This is a genomic window from Actinomycetospora aurantiaca, assembly GCF_037401875.1.
GTDB lineage: Bacteria > Actinomycetota > Actinomycetes > Mycobacteriales > Pseudonocardiaceae > Actinomycetospora > Actinomycetospora aurantiaca.
Map to the genome: position 1 here is coordinate 11,274 of NZ_JBBEGN010000024.1, position 26,994 is coordinate 38,267.

A 26,994-nucleotide genomic window follows, 5' to 3' on the forward strand; every position below is an offset into this window, starting at 1 on the left:
AGCTTACGCGACGCCGCCTCCGGCGATCACACGGGGTACGTGACTGCGTCCCCGGGTCGAGCTCCGCTGCGCTCCGTCTCCGCCTGGCAGGATGCCCCGCATGGGTCGCGCCGAGGACGAGGTCGTACAGCTCACCAGCGAGCTCATCCAGATCGACAGCTGCAACACCGGCGAGCTCGAGACGACGACGGGGGAGGCCGAGGCCGCCCGGTACGTCGACGCGTTGCTCCGCGAGGTCGGCTACGAGACCGAGATCGTCGAGTCCGGGGCGCCCGGGCGCGACAACGTGTTCTGCCGACTCGAGGGCGCGGACCGCTCGCGGCCGGCGCTCCTGGTGCACGGCCATCTCGACGTCGTGCCCTTCAACGCCGAGGAGTGGTCGGTGCACCCGCTCTCCGGCGCGGTGCAGGAGGGCTACGTCTGGGGCCGCGGCGCGGTCGACATGAAGGACATGGACGCGATGATCCTGGCGCTCGCGCGCCAGTTCAAGGCGGAGGGGACGGTGCCCCCGCGCGACATCGTGTTCGCCTTCCTCGCCGACGAGGAGGCCGGCGGCGCCTACGGCTCGCACTGGCTCGCCGACCACCGCCCGGACCTCTTCGAGGGGTGCACGGAGGCGCTCGGCGAGGTCGGCGGGTTCTCGGTGACCCTCGGCGAGGACGTCCGCGTCTATCCGGTCATGACGGCGGAGAAGTCGATCGCGTGGATGAAGCTGCGGGTCCGCTCGCGGCCCGGGCACGGCTCGATGGTCCACGACGAGAACGCGGTGACGATCCTGTCCGAGGCCGTCGCCCGCCTGGGCCGGCACCGGTTCCCGCTCACGCTGACCGAGTCGGTGCAGGGCTTCTTCGACGAGGTCACGAAGCTGACCGGCATCGAGTTCCCGACCGACTCCGCCGCGTCCCTCGACGGCGCGGTCGCGAAGCTCGGGGGCGTGGCCCGGGTGGTCGGCGCGACCACCCGCGACACCGCGAACCCGACGATGCTGCAGGCCGGCTACAAGGCCAACGTCATCCCGTCCCTCGCCGAGGCCACCGTCGATTGCCGCGTGCTGCCGGGCCGCCAGGAGGCGTTCGAGCGGGAACTCGACGAGATCCTCGGGCCCGACGTCGAGCGCGAGTGGATCCGCAACCTCCCGGCCGTCGAGACCGAGTTCTCCGGCGAGCTGGTCGACTGCATCACCGCCGCGGTCCAGGCCGAGGACGGGGACGCCCACACGCTGCCCTACATGATGTCCGGCGGCACCGACGCCAAGGCGTTCGAGCAGCTCGGGATGCGCTGCTTCGGCTTCGCACCGCTGCGGCTGCCCCCGGACCTCGACTTCACCGCGCTCTTCCACGGCATCGACGAACGGGTGCCGGTCGACGCGCTGCACTTCGGGGTGCGGGTGCTGGAGAGGATCCTGAGGACGTGCTGACGGCACTCGTGACCGGTGGGGCCTCGGGGATCGGCGAGGCGGTGTCGCGGCGGCTGGCCGCGGCGGGCGCGAAGGTGGCGGTCGTCGACCGGGACGCCGTGGCCGCGACCCGTGTCGCCGAGGAGATCTCCGGGCTCGCCGTCGCGTGCGACGTCACGTCGGAGTCCGCGCTGTCGGCCGCGTTCGCCGAGGTCGAGTCGTGGGGTGGGCGCCTGGACGTCGTGCACCTCAACGCCGGCTCGGTGGGCGGTCAGTCCGGGATCACCGACCTCGACGTCCAGGCCTACCGCCGCGTGCTGGGCGTGAACGTCGACCACGTCGTGTTCGGCCTCAACGCCGCGGTGCCGGCCCTGCGCCGCGCGGGCGGCGGGGCGATCATCGCGACGGCGTCGCTGGCCGGGCTGGTCCCGCTGCCCGGCGACGCGATCTACACGCTGACCAAGCACGCCGTCGTCGGCTACGTCCGGTCGGCCGCCGCGACGCTGGCGCCCGAGGGCATCCGGGCGATGGCGCTGTGCCCCGGCTACGCCGACACCGCGCTCATCGCGCACATGCGCGACCAGTTCGGCGACTTCCCGCTCCTGACGGCGGGTGACGTGGCCGATGCGGTCGACGCCATGCTCGACCGCGGCGAGCCGGGGGAGTGCTGGTACGTGCAGCCGGGCCGGGAGCCGGGGCCCTACGGCTTCCGCGGGGTGCCCGGGCCGCGGACCGGTGAGGCCCCGCCCTCGCTGAGCTGGGAGGGCTGAGCGTGCGCGGCTGGACGGTGACGGAGTTCGGCGAGCCGCGGGACGTCCTGTCGCTCACGGACCTGTCCGAGCCCCAAGCAGATTCCGGACGGCGGGTGGTGCGGGTCGAGGCGGCGTCGGTCAACTTCGCCGACGTCCTCTACTGTCGCGGCACGTACCAGGAGAAGCCCCCGCTGCCGTTCACGCCGGGCCTCGAGGTCGCGGGGGTGGACGTCGCGACGGGGGAGCGGGTGTTCGGGCCGGCCGCGATGCCGCACGGCGGGTACGCGGAGCTCGCCGCGCTCGCGTGGGCGTACCCCTGGCCCGACGGCATGTCCGCCGCGCAGGCCTCGGGCTTCTGGGTGGCGTACCAGACCGGCTGGTGCGCGCTGCACCACCGGACGTCGCTGTCGGCCGGCGAGACGCTGCTCGTGCACGCCGCGGCCGGGGGAGTAGGCGCGGCGGCGGTGCAGCTCGGGAAGGCGGCCGGGGCGCGGGTGATCGCGACGGTCGGGTCGGAGGACAAGGCCGAGGTGGCCCGGCGGCTCGGTGCCGACGAGGTGCTGGTGCCGGCCTCCGACGTGGCGTCGCTGATCCCGGCCGTGAAGGAGCTGACCGACGGCCGCGGGGTCGACGTGGTCTACGACCCGGTTGGCGGCGACACCTTCGACGCGTCCCGTCGGGTCGTGGCGTGGGAGGGGCGGATCCTCGTGATCGGGTTCGCGGGCGGACGGATCGCCGACGCCCCGACCAACCACGCGCTCGTCAAGAACTACGACGTCGTCGGCGTGCACTGGGCGGCCTACCAGAAGCGGGCCCCGGAGCTGGTCGACGCGTGGCAGCGGGAACTCGAGGCGCTATGGGCCCGCCGGGCCATCGACCCGCTCGTGGGCGCCGAGTACTCCCTCGAGCAGCTCCCGGACGCCCTGGACGCGATCGCGAACCGCACGACCACGGGCCGGGTCGTCGTCACGCCGTGAGCCGCAGGCTCACTCTCCGGCGAGTGCGACACCAGGCATGTCCCGAGGCCCGCGAAGCTGCCCCACGTCGCACTCGCGACCCGCCGTCGAGAATGCGGATTCTGTGACGTCCAGCGTCAGCATGGCCGCACTGCTGACACCTCAAGGGCTCAGGCCCCCACGGCCTCGCGCATCCGCGACAGCTTGCGGCGCAGCCACACCTTGCGGGTGCCGTCGGCGTAGAGCAGCGTGCGCGCCAGCTCCCAGCCGCCGAACTGCGCGCGCAGGCCGAGCTCGGCGGTGGCGTTCAGCCGCGTCACGTCCCGGGGCAGGCGGACGGGCTGGTACTCCCAGTCACCGTGGACCACGCTGGCCTCGAGGGTCATGCCGGCGGGAACGGAACGCTGCGAGTGGTCACTCACGGGCAACCTCCTAGACGACCGCCGACCACCGTACGTCAGGTCCAGGGTGCGGGGGCATCGTCGATCGACTCGCCGACGCCGACCGGCACCAGCGGCGACGACGACACGTCGTCCAGCGCGCCGCGGATCGCCGGCGGCAGCGTGAGCTCCTCGGCGGCCAGCGAGCCCAGCAGCTGCGCCCCGTCACGGGCGCCGACCACCGGCGCCACGACGCCCGGCCGGTCGCGGACCCACGCGAGTGCGACCGCCAGCGGCGAGGTCCCCAGGCCGTGCGCGGCGGTGACCACGGCCTGCACGATCCGGGCGGCGCGGTCGGTGCGCCGGGCCCCGACGTAGTGGCCCAGGTGGGCCGACGCGCCCCGGGAGTCGGCGGGCGTGCCGTCGCGGTACTTGCCGGTGAGCACCCCGCGCCCGAGCGGGCCCCAGGGGAGCAGGCCCAGGCCGTGGTACTCCGCCGCGGGCAGCACCTCGTCCTCCACCGAGCGCTCCAGCAGCGAGTACTCGGACTGCACGCTCACCAGCGGCAGGCCCGCCGACCGGGCGGCCGCCGCGACCTGCCAGCCCGCGTAGTTGGCCACCCCGGCGTACCGGACCCGCCCCGAGGACACCGCGAGGTCGACCGCGGAGAGCGTCTCGTCGAGCGGCACCTCCGGGTCCCAGGCGTGGAGCTGCCAGAGGTCGACGTAGTCGGTGCCCATCCGCGCGAGGGAGGCGTCCAGCGAGGCCAGCAGTGACGACCGGGACGCGCCGCCGCCGAAGGGGCCGTCCTCCCGCCGCGCCCCGGCCTTCGTCGCGACGACGACCTCGGTGCGGGGGATCACGTCCGCGAACAACCCGCCGAGGATCGCCTCGGCCTCGCCGTCGGCGTAGACGTCCGCGGTGTCGACCAGGGTGCCGCCCGCGTCGAGGAAGGCCAGCAGCGCGGCCCCGGCCTCGTCGGCGTCGGTGTCCCGGCCCCAGGTCATGGTGCCCAGGGCGAGCCGCGAGACCCGCAGCCCGCTGCCGCCGAGTCGTCGCTGTTCCACGGCTGGGCAGGATAGGGGGACCGGTGCCCGACCCGATCGGGGACACACGGACCGACCGGCGCGATCGGCCGGTGGGGGCCGTCCGATAGCGTCCCGGACCCGTGCAGATGAGCTGGCTGGAGTCGGTCGTCCTCGGCCTCGTGCAGGGGCTGACCGAGTTCCTGCCCGTGTCCTCCTCGGCGCACCTGCGCTTCACGTCGGCCTTCTTCTTCGGCCACGACGCCGGGGCGGCCTTCACCGCGGTGTCGCAGCTGGGCACCGAGACCGCGGTGCTGCTCTACTTCTGGCCGGACATCAAGCGCCTGGTCCTGGCGTGGGTGCGCGGCCTGCGGGACCGCTCCCGGCGGGACTACGACTACCGGCTCGCCTGGTACGTCGGCCTGGGCTCGCTGCCGATCGGCGTCGCCGGGCTGCTGTTCCAGGACCTCATCGACGGCCCGGCCCGCAACCTCGCGCTCAACGGCGCGGTGCTGATCCTCTTCGGTCTCGTCCTCGCGGCGGCCGAGAAGTACGGGCGTCAGCGCCGCGGCGCGGACCAGCTGACCCTGCGCGACGGCGTCATGATGGGCCTGGGCCAGATGCTCGCCCTGATCCCCGGGGTCTCCCGGTCGGGGGCGACGACGAGCGCGGGCCTGTTCCTCGGGCTCGAGCGGGCCGTCGCGGTGCGGTTCTCGTTCCTGCTCGCCCTGCCCGCGGTCTTCGCCTCCGGGATCTACAAGCTCAAGGACATCGGGGAGCCCGCGCTGCCCGGCCAGGTCACCTCCAGCTGGGCCCAGATCGCCGTCGCGACCCTCATCGCCTTCGGCGTCGGCTACGCCTCGATCGCCTGGCTGCTGCGCTACGTCGAGAACCACACCATCTACGTGTTCGTCTGGTACAGGGTGCTGCTCGGACTGGTCGTGCTCCTGGCGGTGCTCGGCGGCATCGTCCCCGCGACGTGACCGGTTAGGGTGGGCGGACGTGACCACGGTGATCCTCCTGCGCCACGGACGCTCCACGGCGAACGTCTCGGGGGTGCTGGCCGGGCGCTCGCCCGGCGTCGGCCTCGACGACACGGGCCGGGCCCAGGCCGAGAAGCTCGTGGACCGGCTCGCCCAGCTCCCCGTCGCCGCGGCCGTCCGCTCCCCGCTGCAGCGCTGCGAGGAGACCCTGGAGCCGCTGCTCGCGGCCCGCGGCCTGTCCGCGGTCGTCGAGGACGACCTCGCGGAGGTCGACTACGGCGACTGGACCGGCAAGACCCTCGGCGAGCTCGGCAAGGAGGACCTGTGGAAGGTCGTCCAGGCGCACCCGTCGGCGGCCGTGTTCCCCGGCGGGGAGGGGCTCGCGACGGTGCAGCACCGCTCCGTCGCCGCGATCCGGCGGCACGCGGCGCGGATCGCCGAGGAGCACGGCCCGAAGGCCATCTGGGTCGCGTGCAGCCACGGCGACGTGATCAAGTCGGTGATCGCGGACGCCCTCGGCCTGCACCTGGACTCGTTCCAGCGGATCTCGGTGGATCCGTGCTCGATCAGCGTGATCAGCTACACACCGACCCGGCCGTTCGTGGTCCGCGTCAACGACACCGGGGGCGACCTGGCCTCCCTGGTGCCGAAGCCGGAGTCCGAGGAGGAGAAGGCCGACTCCGAGGCCGCGGAGGGGGCCGCGCAGGAGCGCTCCGACGCGGTGGTGGGCGGCTCCACCGGCGTAAACTGAGCGCGCGCATGCCGAGCAGTCCCGCCGGGAAGACCGTCCCGGCCCGAGCAGCACTACCGATCGAGGGGCCATGCCCAGGGTGATCCACGTCTTCCGCCAACCCGACCGGTTCGTCGCCGGCACGGTCGGCGAGCCCGGCGACCGCTCGTTCTACCTCCAGGCCACCGAGTCGGCCCGCAAGGTCTCCGTCCTGCTCGAGAAGCAGCAGGTGTCGGTGCTCTCGGAGCGGATCGGCACGCTGCTCGAGGAGGTCTCCCGCCGCTTCGGCGCCGAGGTCCCGCCGACCACCCCCGAGGGCGACGTGGACACCAGCCCGCTCGACGTCCCCGTCGAGGAGGAGTTCCGGGTCGGCACCATGGGGCTGGGCTGGGACGCCGAGTCCCGCAGCGTCGTCGTCGAACTCCTCGCGGTCACCGAGGAGGAGGTCGACGAGTCCGTCGTCCTCGACGACACCGAGGAGGGCCCGGACGCGCTGCGCGTGTTCCTGAGCCCGGAGCGGGCGCGGGCGTTCGCCACCCGCGCGGAGCGGGTCGTCGGCGCCGGCCGGCGGCTGTGCCCGCTGTGCACCCAGCCCCTCGACGCCGCCGGCCACGTGTGCCCGCGCCAGAACGGGTTCCGACGCGTCGCGGCGGAGTCGTGATGGGGAGACGGAGCGCTTGACCGGGACCCACGCCACGCCGGACCCGGTCGACGTCGACCGCCTCGAGGACCTGCTGCGGCGGGGGACCATCGACGTCGAGGGCCGGCTGACCGGCGCGTCGAACACGACCCTGTTCTGCTCGGTGACCCTCGACGGCGTCGAGGAGCACTGCGTCTACAAGCCGGTGCGCGGCGAGCGTCCCCTCTGGGACTTCCCGGACGGCACCCTCGCCGGGCGCGAGGTCGCCACGTACCTCGTCAGCAAGGCGGCGGGCTTCCACGTCGTGCCCCCGACGGTGCTGCGTGACGGACCGTTCGGCCCCGGCATGGTGCAGCGCTGGATCGAGACCGACGACGAGCGCGAGCTGGTCGACATCCTGGAGCCGAAGGACGTCGGCCCGGGGTGGCGGACGGTCCTGCGCGCCCGCGGGGCCGACGGGGAGCCGGCGCTGCTCGTGCACGCCGACGACCCCGGGCTGCGGCGGATGGCCGCGCTCGACGTCGTCGTGAACAACGCCGACCGCAAGGGCGGCCACGTGCTCGCCGGCGTCGACGGGCGGACCTACGGCGTCGACCACGGCATCTGCCTGCACCAGGAGACCAAGCTGCGCACGGTGCTGTGGGGCTGGGTCGGGGAACCGCTGGACGACGACGTCAAGGACGGGCTGAAGCGGCTGCGGGCCGCGCTCTCGCCCGGCAACGCCGCCGCGCTCGGCGACGAGCTGAACGACCACATCACCCTGCGCGAGGTGAAGGCGCTGCGGTCGCGGACCGACCGCCTGCTGCACGACGACGAACTGCCCTCGCCCTCCGGGGGCTGGCCGCCGATCCCGTGGCCGGCGTTCTGACGTGGTCCCCCCGGACTTCCACCACCGGCTCGACTCCCGGCTGCTCGGCCCCGTGGGCGCGGCGCGGCTGTGGTGGTCGTTCCCCGACGACGCCGACGCCCGCCGCGACGCCGCGCGCATCCCGGTGACGCCGGAGGCACCGCTGCCGCACCCGTCGTCGGGAATGCTGGGGGTGACCTGGCTGGGACACGCGTCGGCGCTGCTCTGGGTCGACGGCGTGACCGTGCTGGTCGACCCCGTGCTCTCCCCGGGCATCCCGGGCGCCGCGAAGCGCCTGACGCCCCCGGGGCGCACCGTCGAGACCCTCCCGCCGATCGACGCGGTGCTGATCAGCCACGACCACTACGACCACCTCGACGTCCGCACCTTCGACGCGCTCCCGCGCTCGACCCGCATCCTCGCCGGCCTGAACACCGCCGCGTTCTTCCGCGCCCGGCACTTCACCGACGTCGTCGAGCTGGACTGGTGGTCGTCGGTGGGCCTGCCCGGTCGCTCCGGCGAGGTGCGCGTCGAGTTCGTCCCCGCCCGCCACTGGTCGCGCCGCACGCTGACCGACACGTGCCGGAGGTTGTGGGGCGGCTGGGTGGTCACCGCCCCCGACGGCCGCGCGGTCTACCACGCCGGCGACACCGCCTACGGGCCGTTCCTGCGCCGCATCGCGGGGCGGCACCGGCGGATCGAGATCGCGGCGCTGCCGGTCGGGGCGTACGCGCCGCGCGACCTGCTGCGCGAGGTCCACATGGACCCGGCCGAGGCGGTCCGCGCGGCGGGCGTGCTGGGCGTGCGCCGGGTGGTCCCGATCCACTGGGGCACGTTCGTGCTCTCCGGCGAGCCGGTGCTGGAGCCGATCGAGGCGACCCGCCGGGAGTGGGTGCGCGCCGGGTACGACCGCGACGACCTGTGGGAACTGCCGATCGGAGGGTCCCGGACGCTGTGAGACCGCTCGTCTGGGGCACCGCGGTCCTCGCGTACGTCTGCTCGGTGGTCGGCCGCTCCGCGCTCGCCGCGACCGGTCCCGAGGCCGCGCAGCGCTTCGGGGTGTCGGCCGGGGTGCTCTCGCTGCTCGCCGTGCTCTCGCTCGGGGTCTACGCCGCCCTGCAGATCCCGGCCGGGGTGCTGGTGGACCGGTTCGGCCCGAAGCGGCTGATCGCGGGCGGCGCCGTGCTCGTGGCGCTCGGGCAGGTGCTGCTCGCGGTGGCGCCGTCGTTCCCGCTCGCCGTCGTCGGGCGCGTCCTGGCCGGCGCGGGCGACGCGGTGATGTTCGTCAGCGTGCTGCGTCTGGTTCCCACCTGGTTCGCCCCGCGCCGCGTCCCCGTGGTCAACCAGCTCTCCGGCATCCTCGGCCAGTTCGGCCAGGCGATCTCGGCGATCCCGCTGGCGGGGCTGGTGGTCTCCTCGGGCTGGACCGCGGCCTACCTCGTCGCCGGCGGCGCGACCGGGCTGGTGGCGGCGGTGGTTGCGCTGGTCGTGCGGCCGGGTCCGCTCGGGGTGGCGGATTCCGCCGACGTCGGCCGGCTGCGGGAGGTCGTCCGCTCCCCGGGCGCGCAGCTCGGCTTCTGGTGCCACTTCGCGGCGCCGTTCTCCGCGAACGTCTTCGGGCTGCTGTGGGGCTTCCCGTTCCTGACGGCGGGTGAGGGCGTCCCGGTGGAGCTCGCGCGGGTGCTGACCAGCGGCGTCGTCCTCGTGACGATCCTGTTCGGCCCGCTGTACGGGCTGCTCTCCGGGCGCTTCCCGCACCGCCGCGTCGAGCTGATCGCGGCGTCGGTGGCGGCGCAGGCCGTGGCGTGGACCGTCGTGCTCGCGTGGCCGGGACAGGCACCGGTCGGTGTGCTCGTCGTGCTGGTCGTCGTGCTCGCCAGCGGTGGGTCGGCGTCGCTGGTCGCCTTCGACGTGGCCCGGTCCGCGGTGCCTCCGGCGGCGATCGGCCGGGCGTCCGGGCTGACGAACGTCGGCGGGTTCGTCTCGGGGTTGGCGGTGGTCGCGCTGGTCGGGGTGCTGCTCGACCTGCAGGGCGCCGGGTCGCCGGCCGCCTGGGACGCCGACGTCTTCCGGGTGGCCATGGCCGTGCACGTCCCGGTGCTGCTGATCGGTCTCGGCGGCATGTGGTTCTCGCAGCGTCGGGTCCGGGCGCGTGCCGACGAGGCGGGGGACCGGCAGGTGTCAGCGGTGGCACACGGCTGACGCCGGAGGTCAGCAGCACGCCACGCTGAGGTGGCCGCTCCCCGGCTTGTCGCGGGCCACGCCCGGCACTCGCTCGCCCTGTCGCTGGGAATCCCAGCGACAGGCGGCCGGCGGCGTGTCGGTGGACCGCGACAGGACGCCGGAGCACTCCCGCAGGCCGCTCCTCATGACGAACAGGTGCTCAGCGCTGCCGGAGACCTCTGCTGACGACACCGAGCACCCGGTGATCACACGACTGGGGACGACCGAGTGGGCGCCCATCGGGCTTCCGGTCAGCGGGGAGACCGATGGGCGCCCGCTCGGCTATCGACGACCCGTGCGCGAGCGGCGGACGACGAACGTCCCGGCGAACGCGGCGAGCAGACCACCGGCGACCAGCGGGGCCGCCCCGGACTCCGTGCTGCCGTCGCCCGTCTCGGCGCCGCCCTCGGGAACGACCTCGACCTGGTCGGGCCGCGTCGACTCGGAGGAGGACACGGCCTCGTCCTGGGAGCCGGTGTCGCTCGAGGACCCGCCGTCGGTGCCGTCGGCCTCGCAGGCCACGCCGTCGCGGTCGCGGTCGAGGGGGAGGCGGTACCCGGGAGCGCCGGCCGGGATGTTCGAGACGCCGACGGCGAAGGCCTCCCGGCAATTGTCGTACCGGGTCTGGGCCGAGGCCGTACCGGCGAGCCCGAGCGGAGTGAGGACGAGGACCGCCGTCACGGTGACGGCGGAGGCGATGCGCTTCACGGGTTCTCCTTCGTGATCACGAGCTGTTCGACCAGCCGTCGTAGCTGGCGAAGAGGATGACGTTGTCGTCGTAGCGGCGGGCGCTGCGGTCGAGGGCTCCGCCGCAGGTGATGAGCCGGAGCTGGGCGTCGCGGGTGTCGCCGTAGACGGCCGTCGTCGGGAAGGCGTCCTTGTCGACCTGGACGACGTTGGTGACGGTGAAGAACGCCGTCCGCCCGTCCCGGCGGCCGACGGCGATGCGGTCGCCGCGCTCGACGTCGTCGAGGTCGGCGAACACGCCGTCCCGGCCGTCGCCGTTGATGTGCCCGACGACGACCGCCGGGCCGAGTTCGCCCGGCGTCGGGCCGAGCCGGTACCACCCGGCCTGCTCCGGGGTGTGCACCGACGGCACTTCGATGCGCTTCTGCGCGTCCACCCCGACGGGCAGCAGCGACGAGCAGGCGTCGATCGAGCCGACGGTGATGCCGACCGGGTCGGACGACGGCAGCGGGGTGCGGTCGAGGTGGGCCGGCAGCCCGACGGGAGCACACCGCGGCGCGGCCGAGGGGGCCGACACGAACGCCGCGAGGGCGAGCAGGACGGCGGCGACCACCGCGAGGGCGATCGTCGCCCGGGGCGGTGTGGTGCGGAGGACGTCGTGGAGCACCCGCATCAGTGGTGCGACATCGTCCGTCGGATCCAGATCGCGATCCCGCCGAAGAGCGCCAGGACCGCGCCGCCCCCGAGCGTCATGCCGAGGCCGCCCTCGCCGCTGCCGGGCACCAGGATCACGGCGGCGACGACCACCCCGGCCGTCAGCAGCAGTGCCGTTCTCATCACGAGCCCCCCGACCCGGTCGACATCCGACGAACCGGTCGGTCCGTCGGAGGACCGGGAGTCAACTCGTGTGGGTGTCGAGAGTCGTGGAGATCCGTCCCCGGCACGCCGGACCCGTTCGGGCGAAGCGCCCGTGCCGACGGCCCCGGCGCACGGACCGGCACGACAGCGGGTGTCGTCGTAGCGTGGAGAAGGTGAGCACCCCGAGCCCGAACCAGGCCACCGCTCAGACGACGCCGGCCCCACCCGAGGGCCTCCCCACGACACTCGGTGAGCTCCGCGCGAGCGACCACCCCGCGAAGACCCCGCGCAGCGTCCGCGACGAGCTGCGCGACAACCTGCTGGCCACCCTGAAGGCCGGCGGGAACCCCTGGCCCGGCATCGTCGGGTTCGAGCGCACCGTGCTGCCGCAGTTCGAGCGCGCGATCCTCGCCGGGCACGACGTCGTGCTGCTGGGCGAGCGCGGCCAGGGCAAGACCCGTCTGCTGCGCAGCCTCGTCGCCCTGCTCGACGAGTGGACCCCCGTCATCGCCGGTTCCGAGATCGGCGAGCACCCGGAGCAGCCGATCATCCCGGCCAGCATCCGACGCACGACGCTCGAGGGCGACGGCCTGGAGATCTCCTGGCGGCACCGCTCCGAGCGGTACGCCGAGAAGCTGGCGACCCCCGACACGTCGGTCGCCGACCTCATCGGTGACGTCGACCCGGTCAAGGTCGCCGAGGGCCGCTCGCTGGGCGACCCGGAGACGATCCACTACGGCCTCGTCCCGCGGGCCCACCGCGGCATCGTCACCGTCAACGAGCTGCCCGACCTCGCCGAGCGCATCCAGGTCGCGCTGCTCAACGTTATGGAGGAGCGCGACATCCAGGTGCGCGGCTACACGCTGCGCCTGCCGCTGGACATCCTCCTGGTCGCCAGCGCGAACCCGGAGGACTACACCAACCGCGGCCGCATCATCACGCCGCTCAAGGACCGGTTCGGCGCCGAGGTCCGCACGCACTACCCGCTCGAGGTCGACGGCGAGGTCGCGCTGATCCGCCAGGAGGCCCACACCGTCGCGGAGGTGCCCGACCACCTCGTCGAGGTCATCGCCCGCTTCACCCGCAACCTCCGCAACGCCTCCGCGATCGACCAGCGCTCCGGTGTCTCGGCCCGGTTCTCCGTGGCCGCCGCCGAGACCGTCGCCGCCGCGGCCCTGCGCCGCGCCGCCGTCACCGGGGAGGACACCCCGGTCGCCCGGCCGGTCGACCTCGAGGCCGTCCCGCCGGTGCTGCGCGGCAAGCTCGAGTTCGAGTCCGGCGAGGAGGGGCGCGAGGAGGAGCTGCTGACCCACCTGCTGCGCCGCGCGGTCGCCGAGACCGCCCGCAAGCGGCTCGCCGGGGTCGACCTCGGCCCGCTGGCCGACGCGGTCGCCGAGGGCCGCCGGGTGGTGACGGGGGAGCGGGTGCCGGCCCGCGAGGTCGTCGCGGCCCTGCCGTCGGTCCCGGTCGTGCGCACCGTCGCCGACCGGCTCGGCGCCGGCGACACCGAGGCCCCCGGGCCGCTGGCCTCCGCGGTCGAGCTGGCGCTGGAGCACCTCTACCTCACGCGCAAGCTCGCCAAGGACGACGACGAGGACGACGGGACGGTCACCTATGGCGGCTGAGATCCCCGACGAGGGCCCCCGGCGGCCCCGACCCGGCCGCTACTCGTACGGCCGGTTCTACGACGGCCCCGACCCGCTCGCCCCGCCGTTCGACATCCGCGAGGCGATGGACCAGCTCGGTCGCGACGTCATGGAGGGCACCAGCCCGCGGCAGGCGATGCGCGAGCTGATGCGCCGCGGGCTGCGCGACCAGCAGGGTCTCGACGACCTGCAGCGGCGCCTCAACGAGCAGCGCCGCCGGCTGCAGCGCGAGAACCGGATCGACGGCACGCTGCAGGAGATCCGGGAGCTGCTCGACCAGGCGCTCGAGGCCGAGCGGAACTCGCTGCAGGCCGAGGACTCCGACGACGCGCGGTTCCGGGAGATGTCGCTGGACGCGCTCCCGGACTCCACCGCCGGCGCCGTCAACGAGCTGCAGAACTACGACTGGCGCAACGCCGAGGCCCGCCAGGCGTTCCAGCAGATCCAGGACCTCATGGGCCGGGAGGCGCTCGACCAGCGCTTCCAGGGCATGAAGGAGGCGATGGAGAACGCGACGCCCGAGGACGTCGAGCAGGTCCGCGAGATGCTCTCCGACCTCAACGACCTGCTCGAGGCCCACGGTCGCGGCGAGGACACCACCGAGCGGTTCTCCGAGTTCATGGGCAAGCACGGGCAGTACTTCCCGGAGAACCCGAGCACCACCGAGGAACTGATCGACATCCTCGCGCAACGGTCCGCGGCGGCCCAGCGGATGATGAACTCGCTGTCGGCCGAGCAGCGCGCGGAGCTCGAGGGACTCATGCAGTCCGCGTTCGGCGACCCGCGTCTGGCCGAGCAGCTCTCCCGCCTGGACTCCCAGCTGCAGGCCATGCGGCCGGGGGAGGACTGGGACTCCGAGGGCCGGTTCCGGGGCGACAACCCGATGGGCATGGGTGAGGCGACCCGGGCGATGGAGCAGCTCGCGCAGCTGGACTCGTTGTCCGAGCAGCTCTCGCAGTCCTACCCGGGCGCGCGCATGGAGGACATCGACCTGGAGGCGCTGGAGGCCTCGCTCGGCCGCCAGGCCCGGGTGGACGCCCAGCGCCTCGCCGAGCTCGAGCGCGAGCTGGAGAACCAGGGCGTGTTCGAGCGGGGTCCGGACGGGTCGCTGACGCTCTCGCCGAAGGCCCTGCGCCAGCTCGGGCAGTCCGCGCTGCGCGACGTCGTCGGCTCGCTCTCGACCCGCCGCGGCGAGCGCGAGACCCAGCGCTCGGGTGCGGCGGGGGAGGCGAGCGGGGCGACCCGACCGTGGGCGTTCGGCGACACCGAGCGCTGGGACACCTCGCGGACGCTGCTCAACGCCGAGCTGCGCAAGGCCGGCGGCGATCCGAGGGCCCTCGACGTCACCGACGTGGAGATCGTCGAGACCGAGCAGCGGACGCGTGCGGCCGTGGCGCTGTGCGTGGACACGTCGTGGTCGATGGTGGCCGACGGCCGGTGGGTGCCGATGAAGCGCACCGCTCTCGCCCTGCACCACCTGGTCTCGACGCGGTTCCGTGGCGACGCGCTGCAGATCATCACCTTCGGGCGGCACGCGCAGGAGGTCGACCTCGCCCAGCTCACCGGGCTGGAGGGGGTGTGGGAGCAGGGCACCAACCTGCACCACGCGCTGCTGCTCGCGGGCCGGCACCTGCGCCGGAACTCCGACGCCGCGCCGGTGGTGCTGGTGGTGACCGACGGCGAGCCGACCGCGCACCTCGAACCGGACGGGCACGCGGTCTTCGACTACCCGCCGACACCCGAGACGTTGCGGGCGACGCTGAACGAGGTGGACGTGATCGCCCGCCTCAAGGCGGCGCTCACGGTGTTCATGCTGGGGGAGGACCCCCGGCTGGAGGCGTTCGTCGACATGGTGGCCCGGCGCAGCGGCGGTCGAGTCGTCGCACCGGATCTCGACGGACTCGGAGCGGCGGTGGTCAGCGACTACCTCCACAGCCGACGCCGGTGACCCGCAGGGAGACAAACGATCTCCCTGTGGCTCAGCGTCAAGTTGTGTCCAAAGCAACCGCTTTCGGGGACCCTTCCACCCGTTCGGGTCTACCCTCTCGGTTACTCTGGGACATGGCGGGAGTCGAAACCCCCCCGCGACTCCCGCCACCCCGGCCGGGTCCTCGTCCGCCGAAGGGATCGTCGTGCTCGCCCGCGACGGCCCCCGCGGCGGGACCCGGCCGGGACCCCCGCGGTGTGGCCCCGAGCCGGTTCCGGCCCGGCGGCCCCCGCACTGGGCATAGGGTCACGGGCATGCGTTCGTGGTCTGGAGTCGACGTTCCCCCGGTCCCCGGCACCCCGCCCCCGCTGCGGCTGTTCGACACCTCCACCGGCGAGGTCCGTCCCACCGCCCCCGGCGCGGCCGGCGCCCGCATGTACGTCTGCGGCATCACCCCCTACGACGCCACACACCTCGGGCACGCCGCGACCTACCTGGCCTTCGACCTGGTCAACCGCTGCTGGCGCGACGCCGGCCACGACGTGCACTACGTCCAGAACGTCACCGACATCGACGACCCGCTGCTCGAGCGGGCCGAGCGCGACTCCGACGACTGGGTCGTGCTCGGCATGCGCGAGACCGCCCTGTTCCGGGAGGACATGGAGTCGCTGCGGGTCCTGCCCCCGCGCGACTACATCGGCGCGGTCGAGGCGATGGAGGAGATCACCGAGCTCGTCGGGAAGCTGCTCGCCTCGGGCGCGGCCTACCGCGCCGACGACCCCGAGCACCCCGACGTCTACTTCGACCACACCGCCACCGCCGACTTCGGCTACGTCTCGCGCTACTCCACCGCCGAGATGGAGCGCGTGTTCCCCGACCGCGGCGGCGACCCCGACCGCCCCGGCAAGCGGCACGCCCTGGACGCCCTCCTGTGGCGGACGGCGCGCGAGGGCGAGCCGTCGTGGTCCTCCGACCTCGGCGACGGCCGACCCGGCTGGCACGTCGAGTGCACCGCGATCGCCATGAACCGCCTGGGCGAGGCCTTCGACGTGCAGGGCGGCGGCTCCGACCTCGCCTTCCCGCACCACGAGTTCGGCTCCGCGCACGGCGAGGCGCTCACCGGCATCCACCCCATGGCCCGGCACTACTGCCACGCCGGGATGATCGGCCTCGACGGCGAGAAGATGTCGAAGTCGAAGGGCAACCTGGTCTTCGTCTCGCGGCTGCGCGCCGACCGCGTCGACCCGATGGCGGTCCGGCTGGCCCTGCTCTCCGGCCACTGGCGCACCGACCGCTCCTGGACCGCGGACCTCCTGACGGCGGGTCAGGCCCGCCTGCACCGCTGGCGCGAGGCGGTCTCGCTGGACGCGGCACCCGATCCCACCGAGACGGTCCAGAAGGTCCGCACGCACCTCGCCGACGACCTCGACAGCGCCGGCGCCCTCGCGGCGGTCGACGCCTGGGTCGACGAGGCGCTCCGGCGCCCCGGCTCCGGGACCGGGAAAGCACAGCACGCCGATAGGGGGTCGCGCGCGGCGGGTGCGATCGACGCCCTGCTGGGCATCACCCTGCGCTGAGAACCGTCCCCAGCGAGGAGGAACCATGGCCCGCAACGTCCTCGGCGGCGAGCTCGCCGACTGCGGTCACGACCCGGTGACCGGCTTCTACCGCGACGGCTGCTGCGAGACCGGACCCGACGACGCCGGGGTCCACACGGTGTGCGCCCGGGTCACCGCGGAGTTCCTGGAGTTCTCCGCGGCCCGCGGCAACGACCTGACCCGCGCGGACGCGAACTTCCCGGGCCTGACGCCGGGCGACCGCTGGTGCCTGTGCGCGAGCCGGTGGAAGGAGGCCCTCGACGGCGGGGTCGCCCCGCCGGTGGTCCTGGAGGCCACGCACGCGCGGTCGCTGGAGTGGGTCGACCTCGACGACCTGCGGGCGCACGCCGTCGCGGGCTAGTCGTGAACCGTCCCGCTCCCGCCACCCCGGAGCAGGTCCGCGCCCGGCGCGGCGCGACCCGCCGTCTGGACCAGGCGCTGGTGGGGCGGGACCCGCACGCCGAGCGCGACCCGGAGCTCACCCGACGGCGGGCCGTCACGGTCGGGGCGGTCGTGGCGGTGCTGGGGCTCGCGGCCGCGGCGATCGTCGGGCTGGTGCGCGGCGACGCGGACTGGCGGGCGGCGGCGATCGTGCGCGGCGTGCCCAGCGGGGCGCTCTACGTCGTCGCCCGCGACCCCGAGCGGCTGATCCCCACCACCGACCTCGCCTCCGCCCGCCTGCTCGCGGCCGGGGTGGACCCCCGGCGCGCCGACCCGGCGGAGGGCCTCGTCCCCGCGGACCCGAGCCCCGTGCGCGACGACGCCCTCGCCGGCGCCGCGCGCACCGTCCCGCTCGGGCTCGCGGGCGCCCCCGCGGTGCTGCCGGACACCGCGACCCCGCCGGTCCCCGACGTCTGGGCGGTCTGCGACGTACCGGTCGACGGCCGCGTGCGCCCGGTCGTCCTCGGCGGCCCGTCCGGGATCGGCCGCCCCCTGCCCGCGGGGGAGGCGCTGCTGCTCCGCTCCGACGACGGCCGGACGTGGCTCGTCACCGAGGGCAGGCGCGCGGTGGTCGACCCCGCCCAGGGCGCCGTCGTCCGGGCCCTGGACATCGCGGGGGAGCCCGCCCGTCCCGCGGGTCCCGCGCTGCTGGGGACGCTGCCGGAGGGGGCGCCCCTGGTCCCGCCGCAGATCGGCGGGGCGGGCCTGCCGCCCACGGACCCGGCGACGCTCGCGCTGGGGCTGCCCGTCGGCGCGGTCGCGCGGGTCGCCGGCGACCCGGCGCGGTTCGTGGTGGTCCTCGCCGGGGGCGTGCAGGAGGTCCCCGGCGTCGTCGCCGAGCTGACCCGGTTCGCGACGCCGGGTGCGGACGCGCGGGTGGCCGAGATCCCGGCGCCCGTGCTCGACGGGCTGCCCCGCGCCGTCGGGATCGACCTCGCCGCCTACCCGCGGGCGTTCCCGCGCGTGGTCGCCCAGGCGGACGCCCCGGTGGTCTGCGCGGCACCGGCGGTCGGCGCGGGGACGACCGTCGCGGTGGCGGGCGCCCTGCCGTCCCCGGTGCCGCCGACCCCGGTCGGGGAGCCGGGTGCGCCGGTCGAGTCGGTGCGCGTCGCGGGCGCCGGGATGTACGTGGTCCCGGTGGGGCCGGGGGAGCCGGTCGACCCGGCCCGGGGCGTGGTGGTCGACCAGGTCGGCCGGGTGCTGCCCGTCGTCGGCCGGGGCGCCGCGACCGCGCTGGGGCTCGGTGTGCCCCGCCCGGCGCCCCGCAGCGTCGTCGACCTGCTCCCGCGCGGCCCGGCGCTCGACCTGGAGGCGGCCCGGACCCTGCGCTGAGGGTGCGCCTCAGCGCTCCCAGGGACCGCCCAGGCCGGACCCGCCGGCCACGTCACCGGGGCCGCCCGGGTCGCGGCGGCGCAGGTAGCGCTCGAAGTCGGCGGCGATCTCGTCGCCGGAGGCCTCCTGCAGGTCGGACTCGGCGTCGCCGGCCTCCTCGAGGGCCTTGACGTACTCGCGGACCTCGTCGTCCTCGTCGGCCATCTCCGAGACCGTGCTCTCCCACTTCTCGGCCTGGTCGGGCAGCCCGCCGAGCGGGACCTCGACGTCGAGGACCTCCTCGACCCGCTGGAGGAGTGCGATCGTGGCCTTCGGTGCGGGCGGCTGCGAGACGTAGTGCGGGACCGCGGCCCAGAAGGAGATGGCGGGGATGCCGGCCTGCACGCAGGCGTCGTTGAGGACGCCGGTGACGCCGGTCGGTCCCTGGTAGCGCGAGCTCGAGAGGCCGTAGCGGGCGGCCGACTCCTTGTCGAACGACGAGCCGGTCACGGGCACCGGACGGGTGTGCGGGGTGTCGGCCAGCAGGGCACCGAGCGTGATCACCGTCGTGACGCCGAGCTCGGTGGCCTTGTCCACGATCTCGGCGACGAACGAGCGCCAGCGCATGTTCGGCTCGATCCCGCGGACGAGCACCAGGTCGCGGTCGGAGCCGGGCGGGCGGCACAGCGTGAAACGGGTGGTGGGCCAGTCGATCGCGCGGCTGATCCCGTCGACGAGGCGCACGGTCGGCCGGGAGACCTGGAAGTCGTAGTAGTCCTCGGGGTCGATCGCGCCGAGCTCGGTCGCGTCCCAGTTCAGGGCCAGGTGCTCGACGGCCGTGCTGGCCGCGTCGCCCGCGTCGTTCCAGCCCTCGAACGCACACAGCATGACCGGGTCGTTCAGCTCGCGAGCAGGGATTCCGGCGTCGTCGGAGGCGGACACCGGCCCAGCTTACGGGTCGTGACGAGGCTCGCAGCTCAGCGAGGTTGACCCCCTCGTCACGTTACGATCGTGTGATGACTACCCCGAGTGAGTCACCTTTCCTGTCCGCCCTGCACTCCCGCGTCCTGATCGGTGACGGCGCGATGGGAACGGCCCTGCAGGACCAGGATCTGACCCTCGAGGACTTCCAGGATCTGGAGGGCTGCAACGAGATCCTGAACGTGTCGCGCCCGGACGCCGTCAAGCAGGTCCACCTGGGCCACCTCGAGGCCGGCGCCGACGTCATCGAGTCGAACACCTTCGGCACCAACTGGCCGAACCTCAACGAGTACGACATCCCGGAGCGCATCTACGAGCTGTCCCTGGCGGGCACGAAGATCGCCCGCGAGGCCGCCGACGAGTACTCCACGTCCGAGCGCCCGCGGTTCGTCTTCGGGTCCAACGGTCCGGGCACGAAGCTCCCCACGCTCGGCCACGCGCCGTACGCGAAGCTCCGCGACGCCTACGTCGACTCCGTGCTCGGTCAGCTCGAGGGCGGCGCCGACGCGATCCTCGTCGAGACCTGCCAGGACCTCCTGCAGTCCAAGGCCGCGATCCTCGGCGCCTACCGCGCCATGGAGCAGTACGGCCGGCGCATCCCCGTCATCTGCCACGTCACCGTCGAGCTCACCGGCACCATGCTGGTCGGCTCCGAGATCACGGCGGCCCTGACGGCGCTCGAGCCCCTCGGCATCGACGGCATCGGCCTGAACTGCGCGACCGGCCCCGCGGAGATGAGCGAGCACCTGCGGGCCCTCTCCCGCCAGTCGCGCATCCCGGTCACCGTCATGCCGAACGCCGGCCTGCCCGAGCTCGGCCCGAACGGGCCCGAGTACCCGCTGCAGCCGCAGGAGCTCGCGGACTACTGCGCCTCCTTCATCACCGACTACGGCCTCCAGCTCGTCGGCGGGTGTTGCGGCACCACGAACGAGCACGTGCGCGCGCTGGCCGAGACCTGCCGCGACCTCACCCCGGCCACGCGCGACCCGAAGCCCGAGCCGGGCATCTCCTCGATGTACCACTCGGTCCCGTTCCGCCAGGAGACGGGCCTGCTGATGATCGGCGAGCGGTCGAACGCCAACGGCTCCAAGGCGTTCCGCGAGGCGATGGTCGAGGAGGACTACGAGAAGTGCGTGGACATCGCCAAGGCGCAGACCCGCGAGGGTGCGCACTGGATGGACCTCTGCATCGACTACGTCGGGCGTGACGGCACGGCGGACATGGACCGCCTGGCCCACGACGTGTCGACGGCGTCCACGCTGCCGGTGGTGCTCGACTCCACCGAGCCGGAGGTGCTGCAGGCCGGCCTCGAGCAGCTCGGCGGCCGCTCCGCGATCAACTCGGTGAACTACGAGGACGGCGACGGGCCGGACTCGCGGTTCCAGAAGATCATGCGGATCGCGAAGGAGCACGGCGCCGCGATCGTCGGCCTGTGCATCGACGAGGAGGGCCAGGCCCGCACCGCGGAGTGGAAGACCCGCGTCGCGTTCCGCCTCATCGAGGACCTCCGGGACAACTGGGGGATCCGCACCGAGGACGTGATCATCGACTGCCTCACCTTCCCGATCTCCACCGGTCAGGAGGAGGTCCGCAAGGACGGCATCGAGACGATCAACGCGATCAAGCAGCTCAAGGAGCGCTACCCCGAGGTCCAGACGACCCTCGGTCTGTCGAACATCTCGTTCGGCCTGAACCCGGCGGCGCGCCAGGTGCTCAACTCGGTGTTCCTCTCCGAGTGCGTCGACGCGGGCCTCGACACCGCCATCGTGAACTCGGCGAAGATCCTCCCGATGTCGCAGATCCAGGAGGACCAGCGCGAGGCCGCGCTGGACCTGGTCTACGACCGCCGCAGCGAGGGCCACGACCCGCTGCAGCACTTCATGAACCTCTTCGAGGGCGTGTCGGCGCAGTCGGCGAAGGACCAGCGCGCCGAGGAGCTCGCGGCCATGCCGCTGTTCGAGCGCCTCGCGCAGCGCATCGTCGACGGGAACCGCAACGGGCTCGAGGAGGACCTCGACGCCGGCATGCAGGAGAAGGACCCGCTGGAGATCATCAACTCCGACCTCCTCGGCGGGATGAAGACCGTCGGTGAGCTGTTCGGCGCCGGCAAGATGCAGCTGCCGTTCGTGCTGGCCTCGGCCGAGGTGATGAAGGCGGCCGTGGCCCACCTCGAGCCGCACATGGAGGCGACCGACAACTCCGGCAAGGGCAAGATCCTGCTGGCGACGGTCAAGGGCGACGTCCACGACATCGGCAAGAACCTCGTCGACATCATCCTGTCGAACAACGGCTACGACGTCGTGAACATCGGCATCAAGCAGCCGATCAACGCGATCCTCGAGGCGGCCGAGGAGAACAAGGTCGACGCCATCGGGATGTCCGGGCTGCTGGTCAAGTCGACCGTGGTCATGAAGGACAACCTGCAGGAGATGAACGACCGCGGGGTCGCGGACAAGTTCCCGGTCCTGCTCGGCGGTGCGGCGCTGACCCGCTCGTACGTCGAGAACGACCTCGGCGAGCTCTACCAGGGCGACGTCCGGTACGCGAAGGACGCGTTCGAGGGCCTGCGGCTGATGGACTCCGTCATGACCGGCGAGGGCCCGTCGGAGGAGGAGCAGGCCAAGGCGGCCGAGCGCAAGGAGCGCCGCGAGCGGTCGGAGCGCATCAAGGCCAAGCGCGCGGCCGAGGCCGGCGAGGAGAACCCGGCGTTCGACCCGGACGCGATCTCCGACGTCGCGCGTCGCATCGAGGTCCCGCAGCCGCCGTTCTGGGGCACGCGGGTGGTGCGCGGCCTGCGCCTCGCCGACTACTCCGCCCTGCTCGACGAGCGCGCGACCTTCTTCGGGCAGTGGGGGCTGCGCGGCTCCAAGGGCGGCGACGGACCGTCCTACGAGGAGCTCGTCGAGACCGAGGGCCGGCCGCGGATGCGCTACTGGCTCGACCGGCTGCAGTCCGAGGGCATCCTCGCCCACGCCGCGGTCGTCGCCGGCTACTTCCCGGTGATCTCCGAGGGCCAGGACGTCGTCGTGCTCGACGAGGCCAAGCCCGAGGCGAACGAGCTGCACCGCTTCTCGTTCCCGCGCCAGAAGCGCGACCGGCGCCTCTGCCTGGCCGACTTCTTCCGCACCCGGGAGGAGGCCACCGAGCTCGGCAGCGTCGACGTCATGCCGATGAACCTGGTGACCATGGGGCAGCCGATCGCGGACTTCGCGAACACGCTGTTCGCGGAGAACTCCTACCGCGACTACCTCGAGGTGCACGGCCTCGGGGTGCAGCTGACCGAGGCGCTGGCGGAGTTCTGGCACCGCCGCGTCCGCGAGGAGCTGACCTTCGCCGACGGGTCGACGATGGCCGACCAGGACCCGGCCGACGTCAACGAGTACTTCAAGCTCGGCTACCGCGGCGCCCGCTACTCGCTCGGCTACGGCGCGTGCCCGAACGTCGAGGACCGGGCGAAGATCGTCGAGCTGCTCGACCCGAGCCGCATCGGCGTCGAGCTCTCCGAGGAGGACCAGCTGCACCCGGAGCAGTCGACCGACGCGCTGGTGGTCCACCACCCGGAGGCCAAGTACTTCAATGCGTAGGGCCTTCGATGCCTGATCTCGCGGCCGTCCTGTGGGACATGGACGGCACGCTGGTCGACTCCGAGGGCCTGTGGTCGATCACCATGGCGGAGCTCGCCGTCCACCTGGGCGGCGAGCTCTCCGCGGCCACGCGCGAGGAGCTGACCGGCTCGAGTCTGCGCCGCACCGCCTCCACGGTGCTGCGTGAGGTCGGTCTTCCCGATGACGAGGCCGCCGTCGACGCCGCGGGCCGGTGGCTGGTGGGGCGCACCCACGAGGTGTTCTCCCGCGGTCTGCCGTGGCGTCCCGGGGCCCGCGAGGCGCTCGCGGCGGTGCGGGCCTCCGGCGTGGCCACCGCGCTGGTCACCAGCACGTACCGCAAGCTCACCGAGGTCGCGCTGGACACGATCGGCCGCGAGTGGTTCGACGTGACCGTGTGCGGCGACGAGGTGAGCGCCACGAAACCGGACCCGGCGCCCTACCGACGGGCGTGCGAGCTGCTCGGGGTCGACCCGGAGGCGAGCGTGGCGGTGGAGGACTCCCCGACCGGGACCGCCTCCGCGGCCGCGGCCGGGACGACCGTGCTCGTGGTGCCCGCCGGGCCCGCGGTACCGCCGGGGGAGCGACGGGTGTTCCGGGACTCGCTCGAGGGACTCACCGTGAGCGACGTGCGGCTGCTCCTGTCGGCGAACGTTCACTAGGCCATTCGTAGGAGTTGGCGCGCGGTTGCCGGGCACCCTCCGCCGATCGGCGACGACCGTCCGGAGCAGGTGACACCGTCCGTGCAGCCGGGGAGACACGATGATGCGAGCATCGGTGAACGTGAAGACGTTCGACGGGCTCTTCGAGGAGCTCAGCACCAAGGCACGCGACCGCCCCGAGGGCTCGGGCACGGTCGCCGCTCTCGACGCCGGGGTCCACGCGCAGGGCAAGAAGGTCCTCGAGGAGGCCGGCGAGGTGTGGCTCGCCGCCGAGCACGAGACCGACGACAAGCTCGCCGAGGAGATCTCCCAGCTGCTCTACCGGACGCAGGTGATCATGCTCGGCCGTGGCCTGACCCTCGAAGACGTGTACAAGTACCTCTAGACCCATCGAACAGGGCAGCGCGACCGGTGCGGTGCCCGCCAGGAGAGAGCCATGCTCCGCGTCGCCGTCCCGAACAAGGGGTCCCTCGCCGAGGAGGCGTCCCGCATGCTGCGCGACGCCGGGTACCGGCAGCGGTCGGACAACCGTGACCTGTCCCTGCACGACCACGCGAACAACGTGCAGTTCTTCTACCTGCGGCCCAAGGACATCGCGACCTACGTCTCCGAGGGGCAGCTCCACCTGGGCATCACCGGGCACGACCTGACCGAGGAGTCCTCCGCGTCGGTCAACGAGGTCCTCAAGCTCGGCTTCGGCAACTCGCAGTTCCGCTACGCGGCGCCGATCGCGAAGAACTGGACGGTGCAGGACCTCGCCGGCAAGCGGATCGCGACCTCGTTCCCGCGCCTGGTCCGCGCCAACCTCGCCCAGCAGCGGATCTCGGCCAAGGACGTCATCCGGCTCGACGGCGCGGTGGAGGTCTCGATCGAGCTGGAGGTGGCCGACGCCATCGCCGACGTGGTGTCCACCGGCCGCACGCTCGCCCAGCACGGGCTCGAGCCCATCGGCGACCCGATCCTGTCGTCGGAGGCGGTGATCGTGGACCGCAACGCCAAGTTCGACCAGCAGCCCGACGCCCCGGAGACCACCAAGGCCAAGTACCGCTTCGTCGAGCGGCTGCGCGGCGTCGTGTTCGCCCGCCAGTACGTGATGCTCGACTACGACTGCCCGGTCGAGGTGCAGGACGACGCGGTCCAGGTGACGCCGGGCGTGCAGTCGCCCACGGTCGCGCCGCTGTCGTTGGACGGCTGGGTGGCGGTCCGGTCGATGGTGCGGCGCAGCCGCGTGAACGACGTCATGGACGAGCTGGCCGACCTGGGCTGCACCGGCATCGTCACCTCCTCGCTGCAGTCGTGCCGGGCGGTGCTGCCGGGCACCGGCGGCGTCAGCTCCATGCCGGGGGCGGCGCCGCCGCCGGCCGAGTCGCCGTCGTCGGCCGACCCCGCCGTCGCGCGGATGGGCGTCGCCGGCCGCTGAGGCGGGGACCCGGACGGGGCTGGACGGGTCTACCGGGGCCGCACCGTCAGGGCCTGGGCGGCCCGCCCCACCGGCCCGTGCTCGTCGTGCAGCACGGAGTACGCCGACCCCGTGCCCTCGGGCCCGATGACGCTGTCGGCGTCCAGGCCGGTCCACTCGCCGGCCGGGGCGCGGTGCAGGTGCAGGGTCAGGTCGGTGTTGACGAACAGCCACCGCCGCAGGTCGAGCCGGCTCGCCACGCCGTTCGTGGAGTCGGCGACGGCGGCGAGGCGCTGCGCCGGTGACGGCTCCTCGCCCTCGACGACCTGCCCGCGCAGGCGCCCCCACGCCCGACCCGGCCCCGGGTGGTCGAGCCCGCCGGTGATCCAGCGCCAGTCGACGGACGTGAGGTAGCCGCGCAGCCAGCCGTCCGGGATGTCGCGGGCCGTCCCCGTCTCCGGGCCGGGTATCGACGGCATCGCGGTGCCGGGCACCGTCACGACCTCCGTCGTGTCGCCGGTCCCGTGGAACCAGCCGTGGGCGCGGGCCACCGGGCGCAGCGTCCCGGTCGACGGGTCGGTGGCGGCCAGCTCGGCGGTGGCGAGTTCGATCGTGCGGCCCGGGCGGGCGACCTCGGCGCGGACGACCAGCTCGCCGACCGGGACCGGGCCCAGCACCTCGACGGTGACGCGTGCGAGCCGCAGCTCCGGCCGGCCGGACCGGCGCTCGAGGGCCCGGATCAGCAGGGCGCTGGGCGGCCCCATGTGCTGGGCGTCGGCGAACCAGGGGCCGGCGGTGGACGCGGACGCCAGCACGCGCGTCCCGTCCTCCCGGGCGGCGTCGAGGAGGCGGAAGTACGGCTCGGGCTCGGACATGAGCCCGATCATGGGGGAGCGTCCGGGTCGTCGGGCCAGCCGGGGTAGTCCGGCGGCGTCCCGCCGAACGCCGGGCAGACCGCCCGGTGCGAGCACCAGCCGCACATCCGACCGGGGTTCGGCCGGAAGTCCCCGGTCGGCGCGGCGCGCAGGATCGCGGCCCACAGGGCGACCAGGGTCCGCTCGAACCGCTCCAGCTCCCCGCGGGTGGGGGAGTGGGTCAGGCTCTGCCCGTCGGCGAGGTACATCAGGCGCAGCTGGCGGGGCAGCACGCCGCGGGCCCGTAGGAGCACGAGGGCGTAGAACTTCAGCTGGAACAGCGCCCGGGCCTCGAACACCTCGCGGGGCGCCGAGCCGGTCTTGTAGTCGACGATGCGCACGTCGCCCTCCGGGCTGACGTCCAGCCGGTCGACGTAGCCGCGCAGCCCCACCCCGGAGTCGAGCTCGACCTCCAGGAACACCTCGCACGCCTCCGGGCGCAGCCGTCGCGGGTCCTCCATCGCGAAGTAGGCGTCCACGAGCGCCGCGGCCCCGGCGAGGTCCCCGAGCAGCGCCCGGTCGTCCTCGGCCAGCTCGGCCGCGACCTCCGCCAGCAGGGTGTGTGCCCGGGACGGCACCCGCAGCGGCGGGTCGAGCCCGAACAGCCGCTCCAGCACCGCGTGCACCACGATCCCGCGCACCTGGGCCGGGCTGCGCTGCTCGGGCAGCCGGTCGACCGCCCGGAACCGGTAGAGCAGCGGACACACCTTGAAGTCCCCGGCCCGCGACGGCGACAGCGCCGGCCGGCGCCGGGGCCGCTCGGGCTCGAGGCGCTTCGGAGTCACCGGGCGCGGCGCGTCCTGCGGCGCGCGCGGGGCGGGGACGGCCGGCGTGGCGGTGCTGGTCTCGATCACGGCGCGGACGCTACGACCGACCCCTGACAGCCTCGGTCCTCCTCGAGGGCGCCGGGCGGGGTCTCACGGACCATGATCGTGACCTCGTGAGCGACACGCGCAAGCCGTCGTGCGACGCGCTCACGAGGTCCGGTGCGCCGAATCCGATGGATCCGCGTCCGTGCGGCGTGCGTCGGAACCCG

At 73.7% G+C, this 26,994-nt stretch carries 26 protein-coding genes; 18 read left to right on the forward strand and 8 right to left on the reverse strand.

Annotated features, from left to right (window positions below):
- Nucleotides 1-100: 100 nt before the first annotated feature.
- Genes WCD74_RS27445 through WCD74_RS27455 form a run of 3 tightly spaced genes read left to right on the forward strand, consistent with a single transcriptional unit; the run spans nucleotide 101 to nucleotide 3,125 of the window.
- Entirely contained in the window at nucleotides 101-1,417 is a 1,317-nt protein-coding gene (locus WCD74_RS27445) for a M20/M25/M40 family metallo-hydrolase (RefSeq protein WP_337698094.1), read from the forward strand.
- Entirely contained in the window at nucleotides 1,411-2,166 is a 756-nt protein-coding gene (locus WCD74_RS27450) for an SDR family oxidoreductase (RefSeq protein ID WP_337698095.1), read from the forward strand. The genes WCD74_RS27445 and WCD74_RS27450 overlap by 7 nt, the downstream gene beginning before the upstream one ends.
- A gap of 2 nt (nucleotides 2,167-2,168) precedes the next feature.
- The gene (locus tag WCD74_RS27455) at nucleotides 2,169-3,125 is read left to right on the forward strand and encodes an NADPH:quinone oxidoreductase family protein (protein ID WP_337698096.1); all 957 of its coding nucleotides are present in this window, start codon (nucleotides 2,169-2,171) and stop codon (nucleotides 3,123-3,125) included.
- Between the two features lie 149 nt (nucleotides 3,126-3,274).
- On the opposite strand, the gene WCD74_RS27460 is transcribed toward WCD74_RS27455, so the two are convergent.
- Both WCD74_RS27460 and WCD74_RS27465 read right to left on the reverse strand, forming a co-directional pair.
- On the reverse strand, nucleotides 3,275-3,490 hold the full coding sequence (locus tag WCD74_RS27460) for a DUF5703 family protein (RefSeq protein WP_337698143.1): 216 nt from the start codon (nucleotides 3,488-3,490) through the stop codon (nucleotides 3,275-3,277).
- 71 nt (nucleotides 3,491-3,561) lie between these two features.
- Nucleotides 3,562-4,551, reverse strand: coding sequence for an aldo/keto reductase (locus WCD74_RS27465; RefSeq protein WP_337698097.1), 990 nt, complete (start codon nucleotides 4,549-4,551; stop codon nucleotides 3,562-3,564).
- A 107-nt stretch (nucleotides 4,552-4,658) separates the two neighbouring features.
- Here WCD74_RS27465 and WCD74_RS27470 point away from each other — a divergent pair, with 107 nt between their 5' ends.
- The 6 genes from WCD74_RS27470 to WCD74_RS27495 all read left to right on the forward strand — a co-directional run bounded on the left by WCD74_RS27470 (nucleotide 4,659) and on the right by WCD74_RS27495 (nucleotide 9,911).
- The gene (locus tag WCD74_RS27470; RefSeq protein WP_337698144.1) at nucleotides 4,659-5,492 is read left to right on the forward strand and encodes an undecaprenyl-diphosphate phosphatase; all 834 of its coding nucleotides are present in this window, start codon (nucleotides 4,659-4,661) and stop codon (nucleotides 5,490-5,492) included.
- A gap of 19 nt (nucleotides 5,493-5,511) precedes the next feature.
- Nucleotides 5,512-6,243 (forward strand): histidine phosphatase family protein, encoded by a 732-nt coding sequence (locus WCD74_RS27475; RefSeq protein ID WP_337698098.1) that lies wholly within the window; start codon nucleotides 5,512-5,514, stop codon nucleotides 6,241-6,243.
- 70 nt (nucleotides 6,244-6,313) lie between these two features.
- Nucleotides 6,314-6,883: a DUF3090 domain-containing protein gene (locus tag WCD74_RS27480; RefSeq protein ID WP_337698099.1), complete on the forward strand. Its 570-nt coding sequence runs from the start codon at nucleotides 6,314-6,316 to the stop codon at nucleotides 6,881-6,883.
- 16 nt (nucleotides 6,884-6,899) lie between these two features.
- The gene (locus WCD74_RS27485) at nucleotides 6,900-7,730 is read left to right on the forward strand and encodes an SCO1664 family protein (RefSeq protein ID WP_337698100.1); all 831 of its coding nucleotides are present in this window, start codon (nucleotides 6,900-6,902) and stop codon (nucleotides 7,728-7,730) included.
- A 1-nt stretch (nucleotide 7,731) separates the two neighbouring features.
- On the forward strand, nucleotides 7,732-8,667 hold the full coding sequence (locus WCD74_RS27490; protein WP_337698101.1) for an MBL fold metallo-hydrolase: 936 nt from the start codon (nucleotides 7,732-7,734) through the stop codon (nucleotides 8,665-8,667).
- On the forward strand, nucleotides 8,664-9,911 hold the full coding sequence (locus tag WCD74_RS27495; RefSeq protein WP_337698102.1) for an MFS transporter: 1,248 nt from the start codon (nucleotides 8,664-8,666) through the stop codon (nucleotides 9,909-9,911). Before WCD74_RS27490 ends, WCD74_RS27495 begins: the two co-directional genes overlap by 4 nt.
- A gap of 303 nt (nucleotides 9,912-10,214) precedes the next feature.
- Here the strand turns inward: WCD74_RS27495 and WCD74_RS27500 are convergent, their stop codons facing one another.
- Genes WCD74_RS27500 through WCD74_RS27510 form a run of 3 tightly spaced genes read right to left on the reverse strand, consistent with a single transcriptional unit; the run spans nucleotide 10,215 to nucleotide 11,456 of the window.
- Nucleotides 10,215-10,640, reverse strand: a complete 426-nt coding sequence (locus tag WCD74_RS27500; RefSeq protein WP_337698103.1) for an excalibur calcium-binding domain-containing protein — start codon at nucleotides 10,638-10,640, stop codon at nucleotides 10,215-10,217.
- 16 nt (nucleotides 10,641-10,656) lie between these two features.
- A complete protein-coding gene (locus WCD74_RS27505; protein ID WP_337698104.1) occupies nucleotides 10,657-11,292 on the reverse strand; it encodes a class F sortase in 636 nt (211 codons plus the stop codon).
- The gene (locus tag WCD74_RS27510; protein ID WP_337698105.1) at nucleotides 11,292-11,456 is read right to left on the reverse strand and encodes a hypothetical protein; all 165 of its coding nucleotides are present in this window, start codon (nucleotides 11,454-11,456) and stop codon (nucleotides 11,292-11,294) included. Before WCD74_RS27510 ends, WCD74_RS27505 begins: the two co-directional genes overlap by 1 nt.
- Nucleotides 11,457-11,650: 194 nt before the next feature.
- On the opposite strand from WCD74_RS27510, the gene WCD74_RS27515 reads away from it, so the two are divergent.
- The 5 genes from WCD74_RS27515 (at nucleotide 11,651) to eccB (ending at nucleotide 18,421) form a co-directional block, all read left to right on the forward strand.
- Nucleotides 11,651-13,102, forward strand: coding sequence for an ATP-binding protein (locus WCD74_RS27515; RefSeq protein WP_337698106.1), 1,452 nt, complete (start codon nucleotides 11,651-11,653; stop codon nucleotides 13,100-13,102).
- Nucleotides 13,092-15,071 (forward strand): VWA domain-containing protein, encoded by a 1,980-nt coding sequence (locus tag WCD74_RS27520; protein WP_337698107.1) that lies wholly within the window; start codon nucleotides 13,092-13,094, stop codon nucleotides 15,069-15,071. The genes WCD74_RS27515 and WCD74_RS27520 overlap by 11 nt, the downstream gene beginning before the upstream one ends.
- Nucleotides 15,072-15,364: 293 nt before the next feature.
- Nucleotides 15,365-16,627 (forward strand): cysteine--1-D-myo-inosityl 2-amino-2-deoxy-alpha-D-glucopyranoside ligase, encoded by a 1,263-nt coding sequence (gene mshC, locus WCD74_RS27525; RefSeq protein ID WP_337698108.1) that lies wholly within the window; start codon nucleotides 15,365-15,367, stop codon nucleotides 16,625-16,627.
- A 25-nt stretch (nucleotides 16,628-16,652) separates the two neighbouring features.
- The gene (locus WCD74_RS27530; RefSeq protein ID WP_337698109.1) at nucleotides 16,653-17,009 is read left to right on the forward strand and encodes a DUF2237 family protein; all 357 of its coding nucleotides are present in this window, start codon (nucleotides 16,653-16,655) and stop codon (nucleotides 17,007-17,009) included.
- Nucleotides 17,010-17,011: 2 nt separating this feature from the next.
- Nucleotides 17,012-18,421 (forward strand): type VII secretion protein EccB, encoded by a 1,410-nt coding sequence (gene eccB, locus WCD74_RS27535; RefSeq protein WP_337698110.1) that lies wholly within the window; start codon nucleotides 17,012-17,014, stop codon nucleotides 18,419-18,421.
- 9 nt (nucleotides 18,422-18,430) lie between these two features.
- On the opposite strand, the gene WCD74_RS27540 is transcribed toward eccB, so the two are convergent.
- Nucleotides 18,431-19,288, reverse strand: a complete 858-nt coding sequence (locus tag WCD74_RS27540) for a PAC2 family protein (RefSeq protein WP_337698145.1) — start codon at nucleotides 19,286-19,288, stop codon at nucleotides 18,431-18,433.
- 128 nt (nucleotides 19,289-19,416) lie between these two features.
- Here WCD74_RS27540 and metH point away from each other — a divergent pair, with 128 nt between their 5' ends.
- From metH to hisG, 4 genes are all read left to right on the forward strand, one after another.
- On the forward strand, nucleotides 19,417-22,965 hold the full coding sequence (gene metH / locus WCD74_RS27545; RefSeq protein ID WP_337698111.1) for a methionine synthase: 3,549 nt from the start codon (nucleotides 19,417-19,419) through the stop codon (nucleotides 22,963-22,965).
- An 8-nt stretch (nucleotides 22,966-22,973) separates the two neighbouring features.
- Nucleotides 22,974-23,645 carry an HAD family hydrolase gene (locus WCD74_RS27550; protein WP_337698112.1) on the forward strand — a complete coding sequence of 224 codons (672 nt, stop codon included), beginning with the start codon at nucleotides 22,974-22,976 and terminating at the stop codon, nucleotides 23,643-23,645.
- Nucleotides 23,646-23,748: 103 nt separating this feature from the next.
- Entirely contained in the window at nucleotides 23,749-24,030 is a 282-nt protein-coding gene (locus WCD74_RS27555) for a phosphoribosyl-ATP diphosphatase (protein ID WP_337698146.1), read from the forward strand.
- A gap of 51 nt (nucleotides 24,031-24,081) precedes the next feature.
- A complete protein-coding gene (gene hisG, locus WCD74_RS27560; RefSeq protein WP_337698114.1) occupies nucleotides 24,082-25,065 on the forward strand; it encodes an ATP phosphoribosyltransferase in 984 nt (327 codons plus the stop codon).
- A gap of 29 nt (nucleotides 25,066-25,094) precedes the next feature.
- Here hisG and WCD74_RS27565 read toward each other — a convergent pair whose 3' ends face one another.
- Both WCD74_RS27565 and WCD74_RS27570 read right to left on the reverse strand, forming a co-directional pair.
- Entirely contained in the window at nucleotides 25,095-25,919 is an 825-nt protein-coding gene (locus tag WCD74_RS27565; protein WP_337698115.1) for a thioesterase family protein, read from the reverse strand.
- A gap of 8 nt (nucleotides 25,920-25,927) precedes the next feature.
- Complete coding sequence (locus WCD74_RS27570) at nucleotides 25,928-26,743, reverse strand: RecB family exonuclease (RefSeq protein ID WP_373696142.1); 816 nt, start codon at nucleotides 26,741-26,743, stop codon at nucleotides 25,928-25,930.
- Nucleotides 26,744-26,994: the final 251 nt, after the last annotated feature.

Coding starts and splice junctions, on each gene's coding strand:
- WCD74_RS27445 (WP_337698094.1), top strand. CDS start 101: ATGGGTCGCGCCGAGGACGAGGTCGTACAGCTCACCAGCGAGCTCATC.
- WCD74_RS27460 (WP_337698143.1), bottom strand. CDS start 3,490: ATGACCCTCGAGGCCAGCGTGGTCCACGGTGACTGGGAGTACCAGCCC.
- WCD74_RS27470 (WP_337698144.1), top strand. CDS start 4,659: ATGAGCTGGCTGGAGTCGGTCGTCCTCGGCCTCGTGCAGGGGCTGACC.
- WCD74_RS27480 (WP_337698099.1), top strand. CDS start 6,314: ATGCCCAGGGTGATCCACGTCTTCCGCCAACCCGACCGGTTCGTCGCC.
- WCD74_RS27505 (WP_337698104.1), bottom strand. CDS start 11,292: ATGCGGGTGCTCCACGACGTCCTCCGCACCACACCGCCCCGGGCGACG.
- WCD74_RS27510 (WP_337698105.1), bottom strand. CDS start 11,456: ATGAGAACGGCACTGCTGCTGACGGCCGGGGTGGTCGTCGCCGCCGTG.
- WCD74_RS27520 (WP_337698107.1), top strand. CDS start 13,092: ATGGCGGCTGAGATCCCCGACGAGGGCCCCCGGCGGCCCCGACCCGGC.
- mshC (WP_337698108.1), top strand. CDS start 15,365: ATGCGTTCGTGGTCTGGAGTCGACGTTCCCCCGGTCCCCGGCACCCCG.
- WCD74_RS27530 (WP_337698109.1), top strand. CDS start 16,653: ATGGCCCGCAACGTCCTCGGCGGCGAGCTCGCCGACTGCGGTCACGAC.
- WCD74_RS27540 (WP_337698145.1), bottom strand. CDS start 19,288: ATGCTGTGTGCGTTCGAGGGCTGGAACGACGCGGGCGACGCGGCCAGC.
- metH (WP_337698111.1), top strand. CDS start 19,417: ATGACTACCCCGAGTGAGTCACCTTTCCTGTCCGCCCTGCACTCCCGC.
- WCD74_RS27550 (WP_337698112.1), top strand. CDS start 22,974: ATGCCTGATCTCGCGGCCGTCCTGTGGGACATGGACGGCACGCTGGTC.
- WCD74_RS27555 (WP_337698146.1), top strand. CDS start 23,749: ATGCGAGCATCGGTGAACGTGAAGACGTTCGACGGGCTCTTCGAGGAG.
- hisG (WP_337698114.1), top strand. CDS start 24,082: ATGCTCCGCGTCGCCGTCCCGAACAAGGGGTCCCTCGCCGAGGAGGCG.
- WCD74_RS27565 (WP_337698115.1), bottom strand. CDS start 25,919: ATGTCCGAGCCCGAGCCGTACTTCCGCCTCCTCGACGCCGCCCGGGAG.